This is a genomic window from Rhodococcus globerulus (genome assembly GCF_019334125.1).
GTDB lineage: Bacteria > Actinomycetota > Actinomycetes > Mycobacteriales > Mycobacteriaceae > Rhodococcus_F > Rhodococcus_F globerula.
Genome location: NZ_CP079698.1, coordinates 1604943 through 1622807 on the forward strand (window position 1 = coordinate 1604943; position 17865 = coordinate 1622807).

Sequence of the window (17865 nt, forward strand, 5' to 3'; positions counted from 1 at the left end):
CGGACAACTCAATAAGTTTCGAAATGGACAGCGTCGGCCAATGGCCGGCGCTGTTTCCATCCGAAACGCTCGAGATCCGGAACCTGTTGGAACTGAGTTACTTTCCCGATGCACAGCCAGGCAATGGGCCTCACCGGAGCCGGAATGTTCATCAGTTCGGTGAGGTATTCCTCGTCGTAGAACGACACCCACCCGATGCCGATGTCCTCGGCAACCGCGGCCAGCCACAGGTTTTGAATTGCGAGAACTGCAGAGAACAAGCCGGTGTCGTCGACCGTGTGACGGCCGAGAATGTTGGGGCCTCCGCGCGACGGGTCGTAGGTGACAACGATCCCGGTACCGCTTTCCGTGATCCCCTCGATCTTGATGGGGTCGAACGTCTCACGCCGATCGTCAGGCAGAGACTGAGCAAAATTGACCCTCGCCTCCGCGACGTGCGCGGCAAATGTCGAGAGCGTGTCCGGATTGCGGACCACCACAAAATCCCACGGCTGCGTGTTCCCGACGCTCGGCGCCCGATGTGCCGCGTCGAGGATGCGCATCAGCACATCGTCCGGAATAACCTCACCGGAAAACTCTGCCCGCACGTCGCGCCGGCGCCGGATCGCTTCGTACACAGATACAGCTGATTCACTCACGCTCCGACGGTATAGCGGTGCAATCCCAGCATCGCATCGGGGTGCAACTCGACTCCCTCGACGCGTATGCACTCACTCAACGTGTCCCGGACGACCGCACTGTCCATGCCGCTGCCGATCACGACCAACTGTGTAGTCCGCGGCTCGCCGGCCTTCCACCGTAATGGTGTGATTCGCACGTGATCACCCACTGTCTGTACTTCGAATTTGCCTGTGTAACCCCGGATATCGAAGTTCACGAACCCCTTGATCCGGTACACACCGGCCGGTTGGTTCTCGAGAAATTTTGTGACGGCGCGCGCATCGAGCGCCGTGTCGGACACAAAATCGACTGCCTCGTAGTGGGTGTGAATGTGGTCGTGATGATCGTCGCGCAGCAGTTCGTCGAGGCTCATCTGCTGACCAGGTAACGGCTGCGGCGCGGCCGCGAAATCGAACAGCAGAGCTGGGTCCACGCGAGAGTGAGTCGTGTCCACAATCGGCGCTCGGGGGTTGAGCCCACGAATCACCTCCGTGAAGACCTCGCGTTCCGCAGAGTCGACGCAGTCGATCTTGTTCACGACGAGTAGATCCGCTAACCCGACGTGCTGATCGAGCTCGGGATGGGTGCTACGTGTCAATCGGAAGTTGGCCCCGTCGACAACAACAACCAGGCCGCCGTACACGACCCGCGGATTCTCGCTGCCCAGCACCAACCTGATCATGTTGCGCGGCTCCGCCAGTCCGCTGGCTTCGATGACGATGACGTCGATCTCGGATTGGCTGTGCGCCAACTTGTCGAGCATCTCGTCCATGTCGGAGACATCGACCGCGCAGCACAGGCACCCGTTGCTCAGTGAGAGCGTCGAGTCGACCTGGCCGGCCACCATCATCGAATCGATGTTGACCGAACCGAAGTCGTTGACGATGACCCCGATGCGCACACCGTTGTTGTTGTGCAGAAGGTGATTGAGGAGCGTCGTCTTTCCCGAACCCAGAAATCCTGCGACGACGATCACGGGAATCTGTTTTTTCACCAAGAAATCCTAGGCACCACGCAATCCTAGCGGGCCGTCAGATTGTGCAGAGCGGCTGAATCTCCTTCTTGCCTTCGGTTGTCGGTGACGTCACGATCGTGCATGCGTTGTACCCGCGGCTCTCGGCAACTCGGCGTATCTCACTCCACCCCGCGGCATCGACTGCGGGTGAACGCGACAATACAAACCCGGACGTTCGAAGCGGGTCACCCACCAGTGCCCACGAGTAGTCGTCGGCAATGTAGGTGACGATGTAGTTGGGCGGCCCGTCCAGTCCGTCCTGAAAAGGTACGCCCGGGAAACTGACATGAAGTTGCGCTGCGGACTGCGTATCGGTAACCCGCGCATTACCGGCGATGCCGCTCTGGTCCCCAGCCCAGGTCGTGCACGTATTCTGCACGCTCACATTCGACGAGTCGAGCACCTCGTATCGCGCCCGGGTGTCCTTGGCGCACATCAGGTTGAACGGCTGAGGCACCGCTGCCAGCTGGTACCAGTCGCCGACGTAGCGTTCGACATCCAATTTTTCGACGGGTGCCAACGGCTGCCACAAGTCCGCTGACATCGGAGCTGCCTGCGCCGGCATGGCCGTCATCGCCATACCGACACCCGCTCCGACTGCCGCAATCGCACATCTCCCCGACCACTTCATGTCATTGCCTTCCGTTCGTTTGTTTTCTCGCCTGACATTCGGAGCGGATGGTCCCGCGGATTGGTCGTATGGAAAACTACTTTTGGTTTGTTATAGACCTCGATACCCAACCTTCTGTAGTCTTTGCTAATAAGTAACTGATAGCTGGAACGGAGCGTCAGACATGAACGTGGTCGATCTAGGGCTCGAACGGACGCGGTATGCCGTCATCGACGAAACCATCGAATTGCGGTGGCGCCGCGTCACCTCTATGCAGCACGACACCGTTGCCGTCGTCACCCCACGGGATCAGATCACGTTCGCAGATCTCGAAGTCCGCGCAGACGCACTCGCGCGTGAACTCGATATTCGCGGGCCGCACGGCCGCTGTCCGGTAGCTGTCGAACTCGACCCCACCGCCGAGGCCGTTGTCCGCATCCTTGCCACACTGATCTCCGGTCGGCCACTCGTCATGATCGACCCGCAGCTGCCGCCGGCCAGGCGCGAGCACATCCTGTCCACGTCGGGCGCGGTCTCCATCGCGACAATCCTCGAACACGCCGCTGCCACTCCGTTCCGTTTCGGCAACGCACTCGAGTCACTGAGCTCCGATCCAGCCATGATCGCATTCACTTCCGGCACCAGCGGCGCACCCAAGGGAGTGGTGCTCAGCCATTCGATGTGTCTGAACAAGGCAGACGAACTTGCCGCCGCCATCGATCTCCGACCGGACGATCACATCGGGAACCTTCTGCCCGTCAGCTTCGGCGCGGGTATCACCGCACTCATCATGGGTTTGATGAACGGTGTCACCGTGTATTGCTGGGACCCCCGCGTCGACGGCAGTTCCACCCTGGGCAGTTGGCTCCGGAGAAACTCGATCACCACAGCTCATTGCGCACCGTCGTTCCTGCGGGCGTGGACGCAGCAGAATCCCGCCGAACCGGGCGCAGATCCCCAGAGTTCCCTTCGCGTTGTCGTTACCTACGGCGAGGCTGTTCACGGCGACGACTACCAACGTCACCGTGATCGCGGGTTCGCGGACGTGACCTATGTCAACTGGATGGCAACCACGGAAACGGGGGTCGTCGCCTACAACGTCTTTCCTCCCGCAGCCACGTTCCCGGAGGGCATCGTCCCCGCCGGTCGAGCACGTGACGGGAAGGACGTCCGGATAGTCGATTCCGAGGGCAACCAGCTGCCCGACGGCGAGATCGGCGAAATCCATGTCATTTCCAGCGACTTGGCCGACGGTTATCACGGCGACCCGGAGCGGACAGCGCAACGATTCACACCGCTGGGCGACGGCATCAGCCTGTATCGCACCGGCGACCGCGGATGCATCGACAGCGACGGCGAACTGCAACTCAAAGGCCGACTCGACGATGCTGTGAAAATTCGTGGATACCTTGTCGAACCCACCGAAGTCGACGTCGCCATCCGCGCGGTGGCCGGCGTCGTCGATGCGGCCGTGATCGTTCGGACCGAGAACGACCACCCAGAGCTCTGCGCATACGTCGTGAGTGATTCACAGCGAATTGCTCTGTCTCCCGCGGAGATTCGACGCGCGGTATCTCTGAGCCTGCCCGGCTGGATGGTTCCCCGCCACATCGTGATGCTGGCCTCGATTCCCCGCAACGAACGCGGAAAGATCGATCGCAACGCACTGCCGACACCGGCGCCGGTCGCTACCTCCACCTCCACCGCCACGCCGACTCTCGAGACCATCACCGAATTTCGGGTGGCCATCATCTGGTCCAAGATCATCGGGATCGAATCACTCGACCGTGACGACGACTTCTTTGCCCTCGGCGCAGATTCACTCGCTGCCGCAGAAATGCTCGCCGCACTACGAGCCGCTGTACTGGTCACCGTCAGCGCCGCCCAGTTTGCCGGCGCCACCACCATCCGCGAACTCGCCGCGCTGGTCGACGCGATGCTGCGCAACAAGAAGCGTGACGAAGGCCGGGCATCTGTGCTTGTTCCCCTTGCCACGAGCGGTTCCCGAACTCCGCTCTTCCTGATCACCGGAGCCGGTGCGCCTGCACTGAGCTTTCTCGCGACGGTGCAGGCGATGTCCGGTGAACGACCTGTGTACGCGTTGCAAGCACACGGGATGGAATCTCGCGGGCTCCCCGATCGCACCGTTGCCAAGATGGCCGACCGATACATCCGTGAGATCAGGAAGGTCCGTCCGCACGGCCCGTATGTGCTCGGCGGCTACTCCCACGGCGGTTTTGTCACCCTCGAAATTGCGAATCGCCTCCACGCGGAAGGCGAGATCGTGGAACACGTTGTCATTCTGGACACTCGGTTGCGGGAGAACATGATCGGGCCGCGGCCTGACACCACTGAGCCGCCGGCTCCATCGGAATCCGGCGAGCCGGTGCTCAATGCCCGAGCCCGGACCTCGAAAACATCGGTTCTGGGTATCTGGCTCCGGTACCAAGTCGCGGGCATCATGCAGTTCGACCCGTCGATGCAGTGGTACCTCTTCTACCATCGCGGACTGGCGTCCCTGCGCAAGTACGCGCCAAGCCCGTATCGCGGTTCTGTTGTGGTCATCCGCGGCGACGACAACCGACAGGATGCACACGATTGGTCGGCCATCGCCACCGGCCAGATCACTTTCGAGGATGTAGCCGGATCGCACGAAGACATTCTGCGGGCCCCGTACGCCGTTGCTACGGGCGAGGCACTCGAGCGGGCATTGAGCTAACGGCCGAAAACGACAAAAAAAGAGCAGGTCAGACATTTTGTCTGACCTGCTCTTTTTGGTGGAGCTAAGGGGACTCGAACCCCTGACCCCCACACTGCCAGTGTGGTGCGCTACCAGCTGCGCCATAGCCCCGTATTCAGTTCGATCTTGCAGGCGGTTGTTCTGCTTGCCGCTTGCTTGAAGAAAGTTACACCACTTGCGCGGTGAGCAACAAATCGCCTGGTCAAGCTGGTGCGACCGCTCCGGGTTTCAGAGCGGCCGCACACTGCTTCAGGAGGTGAACTGCGAAACCCAGTCACTGTTCTTGGTGCTGACGATCTTGCCGTCGGCGATAACCGTCGGGGTGCCCGTTCCGCCGGCGGCGGAGAGCGCCTCACTCGCCGCAGCAGCATTGGCCGCAGCGGCCTCCACGTTCGCTCCAGAGGAGATGCACGTAGTCGCTGCATCCGATGCACCGGCTTCGCCGGCTATCCGAGCCAAATCGTCGTTGGTGTGATCACTCTTGCCGCCTTCAGACGGTTGGTTGTCCGGAGAGAAGAGTGTGGTGTGCAGATTCGAGTAGGCAATCGCGTCGCCGTCCTGCGCGACGCACAGCAATGCGGCGCCCGCGCGGGTGGAGTAATCACCGCTGCTCGATGCCCGGTTGAGGAAGTTGAGCATGTGATAGCGAACAGCGACGTCACCGGCGTCGATTGCCGCCGACACCGATTGGCCACTCAAGTGCTCGAGTGCAGCGCACGCCGGGCACAGCGGGTCTTCGAAGATGTCGAGAGTGGTACGTGCGTCCGGTTTTCCGATCAGCACGACGCCGTTGTCCTCCACGGTGACAACCACCTCGGAGTTCTGAACCGAGCCGTAGCCGTCGTTTTGCACCTTGTTCTTGCTCGACTGCCACAGGACACCGCCGATGACGAGGGCTGCGATCACCAGGACCGCGATTCCACCGATGACATAAGTGGACCGACTCGACACCGGTTCCGGTTTGTACTTGTTGTTCTTGGCGCTCACGCTGATGCAGTCCTTCGTGCGTCGAAACGATTTTACCGAGGGGTTACCTTCCCCGGGTATTCACCTTGCCATTGAAGACTGTGCTTCAACTGAGAATGCGGTACGTGATCCCTGTCCCAATGCGAGCGGTGACCGTGGGAAGAAACACAACCACAGGGCCAATGCCAGGAATCCGATGTCGCGCAGGATCTCGCTGAGGTAGTCCCACGCGTCGACGTCGGCAGCTCCACCTCCCCCGAAACAGCCGCAGTCGATGGACAATCCACGTGCCCAGACCGAGATGATCACGCTGATGAGCACAACCAGCATGAGAACCGACACTGCAGCCGACGCTCGTACGGCGAGGCCAACGAGCAGCAGTAATCCGAGAACGATCTCGACCAACGGCATCGCAATCGCCACGGGGCCGACCAGGCTCTCGGGCAACAATTGATACGCCCGGACGGCGATCTTCGTCTGAACGGGATCGAGGAATTTGATGCCACCCGAAATCAGCCACACGGCTGCCAAACCCAAGCGGGCCACAAGACTCACGATGCGAATAGCCACGAGCCGAGCCTACAGAGGGACTTCCGAACTGACTGTTTTCGCGGTCACAGCCTTCGCAGGCACCAGCAGCCAACCCACGCTCGCAATGATCACCACAGCTCCCATCGTCGCGAAGGCTGCCGAGTACGAGAAATGCTCAACCAGTAGTCCGGCGCAGATCGGCGCGACCACACCACCAACGTCGGACATCATCTGGAACACCGCCAGAACGGGACCACCGCGCGCCTTGGACCCGACGACGTCGGCAACCGCAGCCTGCTGCGACGGACTCATCAAACCGGAGCCCGCGCCCGTCACGGCAGCAATCAGGAAAAACGCCACCAAGTTGTGCGTGAATCCGATCGCCATCGTGCCGGCGCCGCAGACAACCAGCCCGGCAAGCACAAACGGTTTACGTCCGTACTTGTCCGAGAGCCGACCCGAGAAGGTCAGAACCAGCGCATTTCCGACCGCAAAAACTGCCAGCGCATATGCGGCCACCGAGTCTTCACGACCGAGAGCCTCAACGACAAAAAGCGGGACCATCGCGACACGGACGCCGAAAATGACACCACCGAATGCCAGATTCGAGCCCAGAGCAGCGCGATAGACCGGCGAACGTAGTCCCTCCGACAACGTCATCGGTGTGATTGACGCACCTTTGTCCGGCGACGCAAGATGTGAACCGCGCAGACTGAAGAAAACTACAGCGGCTGCGATGACCAGAGTTGCCGCATAGATGAGGAACGGCATCCGCAGGCCGAACTGCAGCAGCGCGCCGCCAAATATCGGACCGGTAATCGAGCCCATCAGGAAGCTCGTCGCATACAGACCGGATACGCGTCCCCGATGGTCGGGCGGCGACATCCGGATAAGCAAACCTAGCGCCGACACGGTGAACATGGTGGAACCGATACCACCGAGTGACCGGAACAACAGCAGCTGCCAGTACTCCTGCGCAAACGCGCACGCTCCGGTGGACAACGCGACGATCAACAGTCCCAGGATGTACACCGGGCGCTCGCCGAGTTTCTGCACCAAGGTGCCGCTCATCGGCGCAAACACCAAGCGCATGAATGCAAACGACGAAATGACGACTGTGGCGGCCGTAACCGATACATCGAAGCTGCGGGCGAATTGCGGTAGCGCCGGGGCAACGATGCCGAATCCGAGAGCGATGACGAAGCTGGCGGAAACCAGCACCCAGATTTCCTGTGGCAGCCTGGCTGCGCGAGTTTTCATGTCGCCCGGGATTCTAGCCGGGCGACACGAGTGGGCCGCGAGCTAGTTCGCGTTCAAGACACCTGACACCAAGTCCTTCGCTGCCGACTGAACCTGAGCCAGATGATCGGCGCCCTTCATCGACTCGGCATAAATCTTATACACGTCCTCGGTTCCCGACGGCCTGGCCGCAAACCACGCGTTCTCGGTAGTCACCTTCAATCCGCCGATCGCGGCGCCATTTCCGGGCGCTGCCGTCAGAGCCGCGGTGATCGGCTCCCCCGCCAGTTCCGTCGCGGTGACCTGCTCCGGTGACAGTTTTGCCAGTACCGCCTTCTGCGCGCGACTCGCGGGCGCGTCGATGCGGGCGTAGGCGGGGCTACCGAACTTCTCGGTCAACGCCGTGTAGTGCGCCGACGGCGTCTTGCCGGTCACCGCCGTGATCTCGGACGCGAGCAGCGCAAGAATGATGCCGTCCTTGTCCGTCGTCCACACCGAACCGTCGTGACGCAAGAAGGACGCTCCCGCGCTTTCCTCGCCGCCGAACCCGACCGAACCGTCGAGCAACCCGGGTACGAACCACTTGAAGCCGACGGGTACCTCCAGGAGTTCGCGTCCCAGTCCGTTCACAACGCGGTCGATCATCGACGAACTGACCAGGGTCTTCCCGACCTTCGTGCCTGCAGCCCACTGTGGGCGGTGAGCAAAGAGGTACTCGATGGCAACGGCCAGATAGTGATTGGGGTTCATCAAACCGCCGTCGGGGGTGACAATTCCGTGCCGATCGGAATCCGCGTCGTTGCCGGTGGCGATATCGTAGCGATCCCGAATACCGATCAACGACGCCATCGCGTCAGGCGAGGAGCAATCCATGCGGATCTTGCCGTCGGTGTCGAGCGTCATGAATCGCCACGTCGGATCGACCAGAGGATTGACGACCTCGAGGTCGAGGTGATGAGTCTCGGCGATGGCTCCCCAGTAGTCGACACTGGCGCCGCCGAGCGGATCTGCGCCGATGCGGATACCCGCGTCGCGAATCGCGTCGAGGTTGAGCACCGACGGCAGGTCGTCGACGTAGTAGCGCAGGAAGTCGTACCGCTCGACCCTGGCCAGCGCCTGTTCCGTCGTGACGCGCCGGACGCCGGCCAGTCCGTCGCGGAGCAGTTGGTTGGCACGGTCCGCGATGACCGACGTGGCATCGGTATCAGCTGGGCCGCCGTGGGGCGGGTTGTACTTGAACCCACCGTCACGGGGCGGATTGTGCGAAGGCGTCACGACAATTCCGTCGGCCTTGGCCTCGGGCGCGGTGGAGTTGTATCGCAGAATCGCGTGACTCACAGCGGGTGTGGGGGTATAGGCGTCGCGCGAATCAACCAGCACCACTACGTCATTGGCAACAAGAACTTCGAGCGCAGACAGCCAGGCCGGCTCGGACAACGCGTGCGTGTCGCGGCCGATGAACAACGGCCCGTCAATGCGCTGCGATGCGCGGTACTCCACGATCGCCTGCGTCGTTGCCAGGATATGCGCTTCGTTGAACGCGCCGTCCAGACTGGAACCCCGATGCCCCGACGTCCCGAACAGCACCTGCTGCATCGGATCCTCAGGATCAGGTGTCCGTGTGTAATACGCGGAAACCAAGTGCGGAACGTCGATCAAATCCTGTGGTTGCGCCACCTGTCCTGCTCGTTCGTGCGCCACGAATCCCCCTAAGCCCGGTGGTCGACTACGCAGCCGACACGACTGCCGCTCATTCTCTACCCTGTGATCTGAATTCCCAACCAGGCGACGCTCAGCCCAACGACAAGACTGGCGATGATGTACACCAGCGACATCGCCGTCTGACGCTTGTCCAGCATGCCTACATTTTCGGTCGCAAACGTCGAGTACGTGGACAAACCGCCGCAGAACCCGGTTGCAAGCAAGGCCGCCATAGCGGTGGAGAGTGTTGCGCCGGTAAACAATCCGAGGAGAAAGCAACCCAGGACGTTAGCCGCGAATGTTGCTGCCGGAAATCCCCGGTATGTCGGGACGTATTTCGCGAGCAGGTACCTACCGGTCGCTCCGGCGCCTCCGCCGATCGCTACGAGGAGAACGGTCATACGTTCGCCCCCTCACTACGACGCATCCAGCGCTCGCCAAGGGCTCTGCCCCACGCTGCGGCCAAGATCGCCGGAATCAAAGTGCCGAGAACGTACAGAATGGATCGCACCGGACTTTCGGTAACCGCGTGAACCGCAAACGACGAGAACGTCGTGAAGCCACCGCAGAATCCCGTGCCCAGGAAGATGTACCAGACCTTGTCGTGAATCAGCAGTGCCGCAAGCACTCCGAGGATCAGCGACCCCACGACATTGATCACGAGAGTAGTCCAGATATGGGGAAACCACTCACCCAACCCGTATCTCGTCAGCGCTCCGAGCGCACCACCGGCGGCCACCGCTCCGATAGCCGCCGGCAAGCCCAGTTCACTCATTCACGCTCCTCACTCGCTCGAGCCAGATCTACTACTGAGCCAGACCCACTCCTGAGCCAGACCTACTTCGGCGGCCGCGGAATGAAGTAGCTCGTCCGCTCCTGGTACTCACGATAACCGGGGCGGTGCGCCATGTGCTGCTCGAGAAGTCGCGCGCCGGTCGCAAACACGAGAAAATATGTCATCGCAATCGGTGAGAGTACCGTCAATACTCCTGGCCATACCGATGCCGCGACGAGGAATATGCCCCACCACACGCAGGCGTCACCGAAGTAATTGGGATGACGCGTCCACGCCCACAGTCCCTGATCCATGATGTGCCCGTAACTGCCGGGATCGGATTTGAACTCGGCCATCTGACGATCGGCGACCGCCTCGAACGTCACACCGAACAGCCACAACACGATTCCCAGGAGTACCAACAGGTTGAACCCACCTGACGACACCGCGGACACCTGAATCGGCAGCGACACAAACCACAGGGAGATACCTTGCGTCACATAGATTTTCCGTATCGCATACAGAGTTCGACTGCCGGACGCCTTTCCCAGCATCTGCTCGTACCGAGGATCCTCGCCCTTACCGCGCGAGCGCACAGCCATGTGCCACGCCAATCGCAGGCCCCAGATGCCGACCAACGCGAGCATCAGTAGACGGCGCCACAGATCGCCCGCACCGACTACTGCCGATACTGCGGCAATGACGACAAAGCCCACACCCCAGGACACGTCGACAACATTGTGCCGGCCGATACGTATACCGATCGACGCCGTAACCGCCATCGTGACGACAACCGCCAGAAAGCTCGCGAACAACATCGGACCGAGCGTCATCGAAGACATGACGGCCTCACCGAAAGAATCTGATCCACACCCATCCGCCCGTCACGAAATGCCATGCCACCGCCGACGAGGTAGAGACGCCACACCCGCGCGACCTCCATGCCGACCAGCTCGACGACACGATCGAAGTTGGACTCGAACGTCTCGATCCATGAGTCGACTGTGCGCACGTAGTGCACCCGAAGCGCTTGAACGTCAAGCACTTCCAGCCCACCCTCCTCGATCATCGCCACGGTGCGCCCAACTGGACGCATATACATGTCGGGCGCAATGAACGACTCGATGAATGGCCCACCACCCGGATGCGGCCCGGTCCGCGACATCTGCTGGATCAGCACGCGACCACCCTCGATCACATTGTCGTGCAGCGCTTTCACATACGTCGGGTAATTGTCCTCGCCGACATGCTCGCCCATTTCGATCGACGCGACGGCGTCGTAGGGTCCGTCCGGAATTTCACGGTAGTCCTGCAGTCGGATCTCGACCCGATCTTCGAGGCCGAGCGATCGGACCCTCGCGTCGACAAACGCCTTCTGCTCCGCCGAGATCGTCACTCCGACAACGTGGGCACCGTACTCGCGAGCTGCGTGGACGCTCAGCGAACCCCACCCGCAACCAACGTCGAGTAAGCGTTGCCCGCGCGCCCGATCGAGTCCGATCTTGCGGCATACCAGGTCCAGCTTGTCCTTCTGAGAGTCTTCGAGAGTGTATTCCGGTGCATCGGAAGTCCAGTACCCCGAGGAGTACGCCATGTTCTGGTCGAGGATCAGCGAATAGAAGTCGTTCGACAAGTCGTAGTGATGACCGATCGCCGCCCGATCCCTCGACATACTGTGCAAGCGACCCTTGACCCGCGCCTGCGACACGGGAGGTGGCAACCGGCGCCCGAACACCCCCAAGGATCTCGCGGCCTTAACCGCGGCGAGGATAACCGACGGTGACGGCGAGATCGACCCCAGCCCACGCTCGGCAGACACTTTCCACACATGCGTGAGTGCTTCGCCAAGATCGCCTTCGACGTCGAGTTCGCCCAGAACATACGCCTGCGCCGCACCCAACTCTCCGGGATTCCACAAGAGTCGTCGCAGCACGTTTGCGCTGTGAAGCGTCACTTTCGGCGCATCGACCGGCCCTGCTGTGCTGCCGTCCCACGCCGTCAGCCGAACCGGAAGTTCGCCGCCGACAAGCGGACTGAGGATTTCCGACAGACGACCAGCAACGCCGGTGCCTTGTATCGATCGATCTATCGTGGTGGTCATCGCGGGTTCCTCCGATCGAGAATCACTTGCTGCACATCGAGATATCCGGAACGGAAACCCGCCTCGGAATAGCAGAGATAGAAATGCCACATGCGGGTGAATACGTCATCGAATCCGAGCGCTGCGACTTCCTCCGCGCGGGCACTGAACCGCTCATCCCAGAGGCGGAGTGTTTGCGCGTAGTGATCACCCATCGACATGCGTTCACGCACACGAAGAGTGGTCATGCGTTCGGTGACGTCCTCGATCGCCCGTATGGAGGGCAGGAAGCCTCCCGGGAAGATGTACTTGTGCACCCATGTATAGGTGTTGCGGGTAGCCAACATCCGATCATGCGGCATCGTGATTGCTTGGATCGCGGCACGCCCACCGGGCGCCAACAGGGAGTCGATCTTCTGGAAGTAACTTCCCCAGTACTGGTGGCCGACCGCCTCGATCATCTCGACCGACACCACTGCGTCGTACTCCCCCTGCACCTGCCGGTAATCCAGAAGGTCGACCTGAACGCGATCCGCCAGTCCCGCAGCGCTTATCCGCTTGGCTGCCAGTTCCTGCTGTTCCACCGACAGCGTCACCGAACGCACCGTCGCACCACGCTGGGCTGCTCGGATCGCCAATTCCCCCCACCCAGTGCCGATTTCAAGCACTCGCGAACCAGGCCCGACGCCCGCACCGTCCAGCAACCGATCAATTTTGCGGTGCTGGGCGGCTGCGAACACGTCCCATGACTGGGAGTCCCCTACTGACAGGTCGTCGAACAAGGCACTGGAATAGGTCATCGTGTCGTCGAGGAATAGTTCGAACAACTCATTCGAGAGGTCGTAGTGCCGCGAGATGTTGGAGCGGGTGTTCTGCGTCGAATTGTGTTCACTGCGTGGCTGCTTGGGAATGTAGAGGCCACGCAACCGCTGCAGAAAGTCGGGAATCAGTGTCGCCACACGAGAGGCAAAAACTTCCAGGACTGCGGTGAGATCGGAGGCTTCCCAGTCACCCGCCATGTACGACTCACCGAATCCGATCAGACCACTGTCGCCCACCCGAGCAGCAAAGTCATCCGGGCGATGAATGACCATCAACGGCGAATCGGGTCCACCGCCGCCCGAGAAATCACCGTTCGGCATCTGAACGCACAGGGGCAAGCGCGCGACTGCCTTGTGGAACAGCGCCCGTGCAACCGGCGACGCCACCCGCACCTTGAGACCGCTGGGAACGGTGGCAACTCCTGGCCAGCGTTCGACCTCAGCGCTACGAGTCATTGTTGTCATCACGGTTGTCATCACACTGCCTCCTGCGGTTGATGTTGCGGCCGTAGAACTACCGGTAATCGTCTGGTCCACAACCTGATGCCTTGATATCGAATCTGCGCGGAGACCCTCAGTGGTGCAGTCGGAATCGCGAGAAAGCTCCGAATTATCACGCCCGCGGTGGCCGGAACACATCGACCACGTACCGTGGCGACAAAGGGTGCCTGATCCGGTCTGGCAAGCACTATCGACAGCTCCACCGATTCCTTGGGAAGCGGTAGCCTCATCCGGTACTCGCCGGAAACGTCATTGAACGGCGAGACGTAGAACTCCTTCGGCGTGCGTGCCGCACCATTGTCGTTGGTCTCGAGCAGGTAGCAGTGCCGCTCACCATAGGTGTTGTGAACTTCAGCCACCACACACCGCACGGCGCCATCGTCATTCAGGCACCAGAACACACTCAACGGGTTGAACACATAGCCGAGTACACGCGCATTCGCGAGCATGAGGATCCGGCCGCCGCCGAACTCGATTCCGTTGGCCCGCAAGAACGACTCGACGTTTACGCGAATCGATAGGGTGGGATCGCCGAGATGATCTGCAGCCGTGAACCTCGCCAAGGGACGCAATGCTTTCGGCAGATGCGGCGACTTGTCCACATCGACCAGCCAGCTGTAGCTTTTGTACTCGAATGTGTTGTGCAGCGGTTCTGTTCGCACGTGGCGAATACTCGTGTAGACGATGGACGGTGTAATCGGCCCGGTCACTGCCACCGACCTCCGACCCGCTCCGCGGCACGCAAACCCGACAATGCACCGTCCTCGTGGAAACCCCACCCGTGGTACGCGCCTGCAAAAGCAAGCACATCCGAGTCCAACTCGGAAAGCCGGCTTTGAGCTGCAACGGAAGTCGGCGTGTATTGCGGATGCTCGTAGGTCATCTGGTCGATGACGGAATCCGCGGCGATCATGTCCTTGCCACCGAGAGTCACGATGTACCGTCGACCGGTCTCCGGTAGACGCTGTAACCGGGTCATGTCGTAGCTGACGAGCACGTGATCTGGCCTCGCATCGCAATGCGGCAGGTAGTAGTTCCACGACGCCCGCGCATTCGAATTGTCGGGCAGCACAGTCTCGTCTGTGTGCAATTGGGTGTGATTGATCGAATACGGCATAGCCCCGAGAACCTCGTGCTCCGTGGCCGTAGGATCGGCGAGAATCTTCAGCGCTTGCTGCGGATGCGTCGCGATTACCACCGCGTCGTATGTCTCGAGCCGATCATCTCCCCCACGAATCTCGACTGAATCACCGTGCCGGTACACCGCGTGAACCGGCGTGTTCAGGCGAACGGCACTGATGCTCTGTGCCACAGCTTTCACGTACTCGACCGAACCACCGGTTACCGTCCGCCAGGTCGGCGAACCGGAGATAGTAAGCATGCCGTGGTGATCGAGGAACGCGAAGAGGTACCGCGCCGGATACTCGAGAGCGGCCGACGGGTCACACGACCACACCGCGGATACCAGCGGGGTCATGAAGTGCGCGGTGAAGTAGTCCGAGAATCTGCCGTTTCGCAGGAATACGCCGAGCGTCTGATCGGGTGTCGAGGCAGTCGAGGCAGTCGAGGCAGTCGACTCCTCGGGCTGCTCGAGCAGTGCACGCGCTCGTCGATGAAACCGCTTGACCTCCATCAACATCGACAGAAAGCTGCCGTTCACCAGTAGTCCAGGCGTTGGCAGGACCCCGCGCAGCCCCTGCCCGCCGGAATACTCGAGGCCACAGCCCTCGCAGCGGACCGACATGCTCATGTCCGATTCCTGTGTCACGACACCCAATTCGGCGAACAATCTCAACAGCGTCGGATAGGTGCGGTCGTTATGCACGATGAAGCCTGTATCGACGGCGAAGTTGCGACCTTCAGGATCGGTCACCGCATGTGTATCGGCGTGACCGCCGAGCCGCGAATCGGCTTCGTAGAGCGTGACGTCACTGTCCTTGCTCAGCACCCACGCCGCTGTAAGACCTGCGACACCGCTGCCGACGACAGCAACCTTGCGCTTGCCAGAACTCCGCTTCACCGAACTCCGTCCACCCGAATTCATCGTCGCTCTCCTGCCTTCGCTTCGTTTGTTTTCTCTGCGCTCTGCGAGACCACTGCTATTTCCGAGACCGCATCTACTGCCAGTCGATGCCACAGTGATAGCCGGCGCAGCATGAAGTGCCCGGCACCTTCGACGCCGATCCACTCGGCGTCGAGGCCGGATCTACGCGCTCGCTCGACCGCCGCTTGGGAAAGATCCGGGTCGGTCCAGCGATCCGCTGTACCGTGCACTACCCGCAGCAGGCAACCCTGTCGCAGCCCGATGCCCGTCCCTGCCGGCCACCATGGCGCCAGCGCGACGACTCCTACGACTGCCGCGTCACCCGACAGAGCAGCGGCTACCCGTCCACCCATCGAATGTCCGAGCAGAATGACCTGCGCGTCAGAGTTTTGTGCCTTGATCCGATCGAGTACCTGCCGCGCATCTGCAACCGGGCTCTGCTCCCGACCGTTCCACCCACGTGTGCGATACCTGACCGCCACGACATCGAATCCACGTTGCCGAATCGCAGCCGAGAACGGGCGCATCCGGAGGTTCGACAGATGCCAGAATCGCGAACGGCGGTGACTCGAAACCTTCCCACCAGGCAGAACCATCACTGTGAGGTGGCGATCGTCCCGATACTGCGTCCGATGCTGAAGCGTCATATAGGGCATTCGGCACCGAAAGCCTGGCGGATTGGGGCTTAGCGAGATTTCTTCGCTTGATCGGAACGTCCCCGCGGGGACGCTTTTCGAAATCTGTCGGTGCCTCGATCTACTGTCGAATGAACATTCGAACCGGGGGGGTTGGCATGGACACAGACAAGCTCGACAGAGATACCAACAGAGATACCGATCAGGTCATGGGCTTCGCGGCCAAGCGTGAAGCCGTCGACAACATCGGCGTGGAAATCTGCGCACTAGCTGGACAAATCGCCGCAGCGACCGCTCGATTCCTCACGCTGCTCGCCGATTTCGACGAACAACGAGGCTGGGCCGGTCCCGGCCTGCATTCATGCGCTCACTGGCTCTCCTGGAAATGTGGCATGAGCCTGCACACCGGACGCGAATACGTTCGTGTCGCCAAAGCACTCCGCCCTTTGCCCGCGATGCGGAAAGCGTTCGAACAAGGCAATTTGTCCTACTCGAAGGTTCGCGCACTTACCCGAGTCACAACTCCCTCAAACGAGAAGCAGATGGTTCGACTCGGCCGCGAAGCACCTGCCGCACAGATCGACCGTCTGACTGCCGGGTTACGCAAAGTCGCCGACAACGAATCCGGCAAAAGTAAAGCGCCTGAACGCTTTCAAGTCCGCTGGCATTGGGACCCCGACACGGGCGATTTTGTCATCAAAGGTCGCCTCGCTGCACAGGACGGCGCCCGTATCCTCGCCGCACTCACCTCGGCAGAACGTGAACGAACACAGACAGCAATGCCGTCACCCGACAACGAGCCCAAGATCGACAATGACGATGACGCCACCGCGTTATCGGACGAGCCGATCACTCAGCAGAACGCTGCGAAAAAACCACCCGGCGACATCGGACCGGCGCTCCTCGCGATGGCCGAAATAGCTGCCACAGCCCCGACAAACAACGCGAGCGGCGTCAGCAACTCGGCCGAAGTGGTGTTTTTCCACGAACACGACAACCTCCGGGTTCCTGGCGGACCTGCACTCCCCGACAACGATTCCGAGGAAGTCCTCTGTAACGCCCACCTGCGCCTGGCAAAGACCAAGAAGCAATGCGTGCTCAATCTAGGCCGAAAGACCCGCGTCACCAGTCACAAACAAATGTTGGCGTTGAATTACCGTGACGGAAGCTGCCGGACACCAGGATGCGGTCGAACCAGATTCCTACACGCTCATCACGTGCAATTCTGGGGCGGCGGCGGAGAAACCAACCTCGACAACCTGATCCTGCTGTGCGGGACCTGCCACCGAGCGCTACATCGTGGCCAGTTCACCATCACTGCTCTTGGCGATCAACAGTTCGAGTTCCGGACGCTCAACGGCGATGTCATCGATCCGGCCCCTCCGATCAGCGGCCTGGCCGATCAACTCCTGCGCGGCGACATCCCGGACAATGCGATCATTCCGAACTGGGGCGGCGACCCTCTGCACCTGGACCACGCAGTCAGTGTGCTCCTCGACGGTTGGGCAGCATAAAGGGTAGAGGCCCTCGAAAGTGGACAGTAAGTG

At 61.0% G+C, this 17865-nt stretch carries 17 protein-coding genes and 1 tRNA gene; 2 read left to right on the forward strand and 16 right to left on the reverse strand.

Annotated elements, in window-relative coordinates:
* Nucleotides 1–8: 8 nt before the first annotated feature.
* Genes bluB through KYT97_RS07200 form a run of 3 tightly spaced genes read right to left on the reverse strand, consistent with a single transcriptional unit; the run spans nucleotide 9 to nucleotide 2306 of the window.
* Nucleotides 9–638 carry a 5,6-dimethylbenzimidazole synthase gene (bluB, locus tag KYT97_RS07190; RefSeq protein WP_033231112.1) on the reverse strand — a complete coding sequence of 210 codons (630 nt, stop codon included), beginning with the start codon at nucleotides 636–638 and terminating at the stop codon, nucleotides 9–11.
* Nucleotides 635–1657 carry a CobW family GTP-binding protein gene (locus KYT97_RS07195; protein WP_116101519.1) on the reverse strand — a complete coding sequence of 341 codons (1023 nt, stop codon included), beginning with the start codon at nucleotides 1655–1657 and terminating at the stop codon, nucleotides 635–637. The genes bluB and KYT97_RS07195 overlap by 4 nt, the downstream gene beginning before the upstream one ends.
* Nucleotides 1658–1691: 34 nt before the next feature.
* On the reverse strand, nucleotides 1692–2306 hold the full coding sequence (locus KYT97_RS07200) for a lipocalin family protein (RefSeq protein WP_033231114.1): 615 nt from the start codon (nucleotides 2304–2306) through the stop codon (nucleotides 1692–1694).
* Nucleotides 2307–2469: 163 nt separating this feature from the next.
* Between KYT97_RS07200 and KYT97_RS07205 the strand changes: the two genes are divergently transcribed.
* Nucleotides 2470–5004 carry an alpha/beta fold hydrolase gene (locus KYT97_RS07205; protein WP_219111978.1) on the forward strand — a complete coding sequence of 845 codons (2535 nt, stop codon included), beginning with the start codon at nucleotides 2470–2472 and terminating at the stop codon, nucleotides 5002–5004.
* A 56-nt stretch (nucleotides 5005–5060) separates the two neighbouring features.
* On the opposite strand, the gene KYT97_RS07210 is transcribed toward KYT97_RS07205, so the two are convergent.
* From KYT97_RS07210 to KYT97_RS07270, 13 genes are all read right to left on the reverse strand, one after another.
* Nucleotides 5061–5136, reverse strand: a tRNA-Ala gene (locus KYT97_RS07210).
* 138 nt (nucleotides 5137–5274) lie between these two features.
* Nucleotides 5275–6012, reverse strand: coding sequence for a DsbA family protein (locus tag KYT97_RS07215; RefSeq protein ID WP_033231116.1), 738 nt, complete (start codon nucleotides 6010–6012; stop codon nucleotides 5275–5277).
* A 60-nt stretch (nucleotides 6013–6072) separates the two neighbouring features.
* A complete protein-coding gene (locus KYT97_RS07220; protein ID WP_033231117.1) occupies nucleotides 6073–6561 on the reverse strand; it encodes a MauE/DoxX family redox-associated membrane protein in 489 nt (162 codons plus the stop codon).
* A 9-nt stretch (nucleotides 6562–6570) separates the two neighbouring features.
* Entirely contained in the window at nucleotides 6571–7782 is a 1212-nt protein-coding gene (locus KYT97_RS07225; RefSeq protein ID WP_045070444.1) for an MFS transporter, read from the reverse strand.
* A 42-nt stretch (nucleotides 7783–7824) separates the two neighbouring features.
* Nucleotides 7825–9462 carry a phosphoglucomutase (alpha-D-glucose-1,6-bisphosphate-dependent) gene (gene pgm / locus KYT97_RS07230; RefSeq protein ID WP_045070447.1) on the reverse strand — a complete coding sequence of 546 codons (1638 nt, stop codon included), beginning with the start codon at nucleotides 9460–9462 and terminating at the stop codon, nucleotides 7825–7827.
* A gap of 56 nt (nucleotides 9463–9518) precedes the next feature.
* The gene (gene crcB / locus KYT97_RS07235) at nucleotides 9519–9863 is read right to left on the reverse strand and encodes a fluoride efflux transporter CrcB (RefSeq protein WP_033231120.1); all 345 of its coding nucleotides are present in this window, start codon (nucleotides 9861–9863) and stop codon (nucleotides 9519–9521) included.
* Nucleotides 9860–10237 carry a fluoride efflux transporter FluC gene (locus tag KYT97_RS07240; protein ID WP_219111979.1) on the reverse strand — a complete coding sequence of 126 codons (378 nt, stop codon included), beginning with the start codon at nucleotides 10235–10237 and terminating at the stop codon, nucleotides 9860–9862. The genes crcB and KYT97_RS07240 overlap by 4 nt, the downstream gene beginning before the upstream one ends.
* Nucleotides 10238–10299: 62 nt before the next feature.
* A complete protein-coding gene (locus KYT97_RS07245) occupies nucleotides 10300–11079 on the reverse strand; it encodes a DUF1295 domain-containing protein (protein WP_219111980.1) in 780 nt (259 codons plus the stop codon).
* Complete coding sequence (locus KYT97_RS07250) at nucleotides 11067–12338, reverse strand: SAM-dependent methyltransferase (protein WP_095886542.1); 1272 nt, start codon at nucleotides 12336–12338, stop codon at nucleotides 11067–11069. Before KYT97_RS07250 ends, KYT97_RS07245 begins: the two co-directional genes overlap by 13 nt.
* Entirely contained in the window at nucleotides 12335–13603 is a 1269-nt protein-coding gene (locus KYT97_RS07255; protein WP_116101974.1) for an SAM-dependent methyltransferase, read from the reverse strand. Before KYT97_RS07255 ends, KYT97_RS07250 begins: the two co-directional genes overlap by 4 nt.
* Before the next feature lie 11 nt (nucleotides 13604–13614).
* On the reverse strand, nucleotides 13615–14355 hold the full coding sequence (locus tag KYT97_RS07260; protein ID WP_219111981.1) for a DUF1365 domain-containing protein: 741 nt from the start codon (nucleotides 14353–14355) through the stop codon (nucleotides 13615–13617).
* Entirely contained in the window at nucleotides 14346–15683 is a 1338-nt protein-coding gene (locus KYT97_RS07265; protein ID WP_219111982.1) for an NAD(P)/FAD-dependent oxidoreductase, read from the reverse strand. The genes KYT97_RS07260 and KYT97_RS07265 overlap by 10 nt, the downstream gene beginning before the upstream one ends.
* Complete coding sequence (locus KYT97_RS07270) at nucleotides 15680–16330, reverse strand: alpha/beta hydrolase (RefSeq protein WP_219111983.1); 651 nt, start codon at nucleotides 16328–16330, stop codon at nucleotides 15680–15682. The genes KYT97_RS07265 and KYT97_RS07270 overlap by 4 nt, the downstream gene beginning before the upstream one ends.
* A gap of 146 nt (nucleotides 16331–16476) precedes the next feature.
* On the opposite strand from KYT97_RS07270, the gene KYT97_RS07275 reads away from it, so the two are divergent.
* A complete protein-coding gene (locus KYT97_RS07275; RefSeq protein ID WP_245006048.1) occupies nucleotides 16477–17832 on the forward strand; it encodes an HNH endonuclease signature motif containing protein in 1356 nt (451 codons plus the stop codon).
* Nucleotides 17833–17865 lie beyond the last annotated feature (33 nt).

Excerpts from the sequence above, each read along its gene's own strand:
- KYT97_RS07200 (WP_033231114.1), bottom strand. The coding sequence starts at position 2,306 with ATGAAGTGGTCGGGGAGATGTGCGATTGCGGCAGTCGGAGCGGGTGTC.
- KYT97_RS07205 (WP_219111978.1), top strand. The coding sequence starts at position 2,470 with ATGAACGTGGTCGATCTAGGGCTCGAACGGACGCGGTATGCCGTCATC.
- KYT97_RS07225 (WP_045070444.1), bottom strand. The coding sequence starts at position 7,782 with ATGAAAACTCGCGCAGCCAGGCTGCCACAGGAAATCTGGGTGCTGGTT.
- crcB (WP_033231120.1), bottom strand. The coding sequence starts at position 9,863 with ATGACCGTTCTCCTCGTAGCGATCGGCGGAGGCGCCGGAGCGACCGGT.
- KYT97_RS07240 (WP_219111979.1), bottom strand. The coding sequence starts at position 10,237 with ATGAGTGAACTGGGCTTGCCGGCGGCTATCGGAGCGGTGGCCGCCGGT.
- KYT97_RS07245 (WP_219111980.1), bottom strand. The coding sequence starts at position 11,079 with ATGTCTTCGATGACGCTCGGTCCGATGTTGTTCGCGAGCTTTCTGGCG.
- KYT97_RS07250 (WP_095886542.1), bottom strand. The coding sequence starts at position 12,338 with ATGACCACCACGATAGATCGATCGATACAAGGCACCGGCGTTGCTGGT.
- KYT97_RS07255 (WP_116101974.1), bottom strand. The coding sequence starts at position 13,603 with ATGACAACAATGACTCGTAGCGCTGAGGTCGAACGCTGGCCAGGAGTT.
- KYT97_RS07265 (WP_219111982.1), bottom strand. The coding sequence starts at position 15,683 with ATGAATTCGGGTGGACGGAGTTCGGTGAAGCGGAGTTCTGGCAAGCGC.
- KYT97_RS07270 (WP_219111983.1), bottom strand. The coding sequence starts at position 16,330 with ATGACGCTTCAGCATCGGACGCAGTATCGGGACGATCGCCACCTCACA.
- KYT97_RS07275 (WP_245006048.1), top strand. The coding sequence starts at position 16,477 with ATGGACACAGACAAGCTCGACAGAGATACCAACAGAGATACCGATCAG.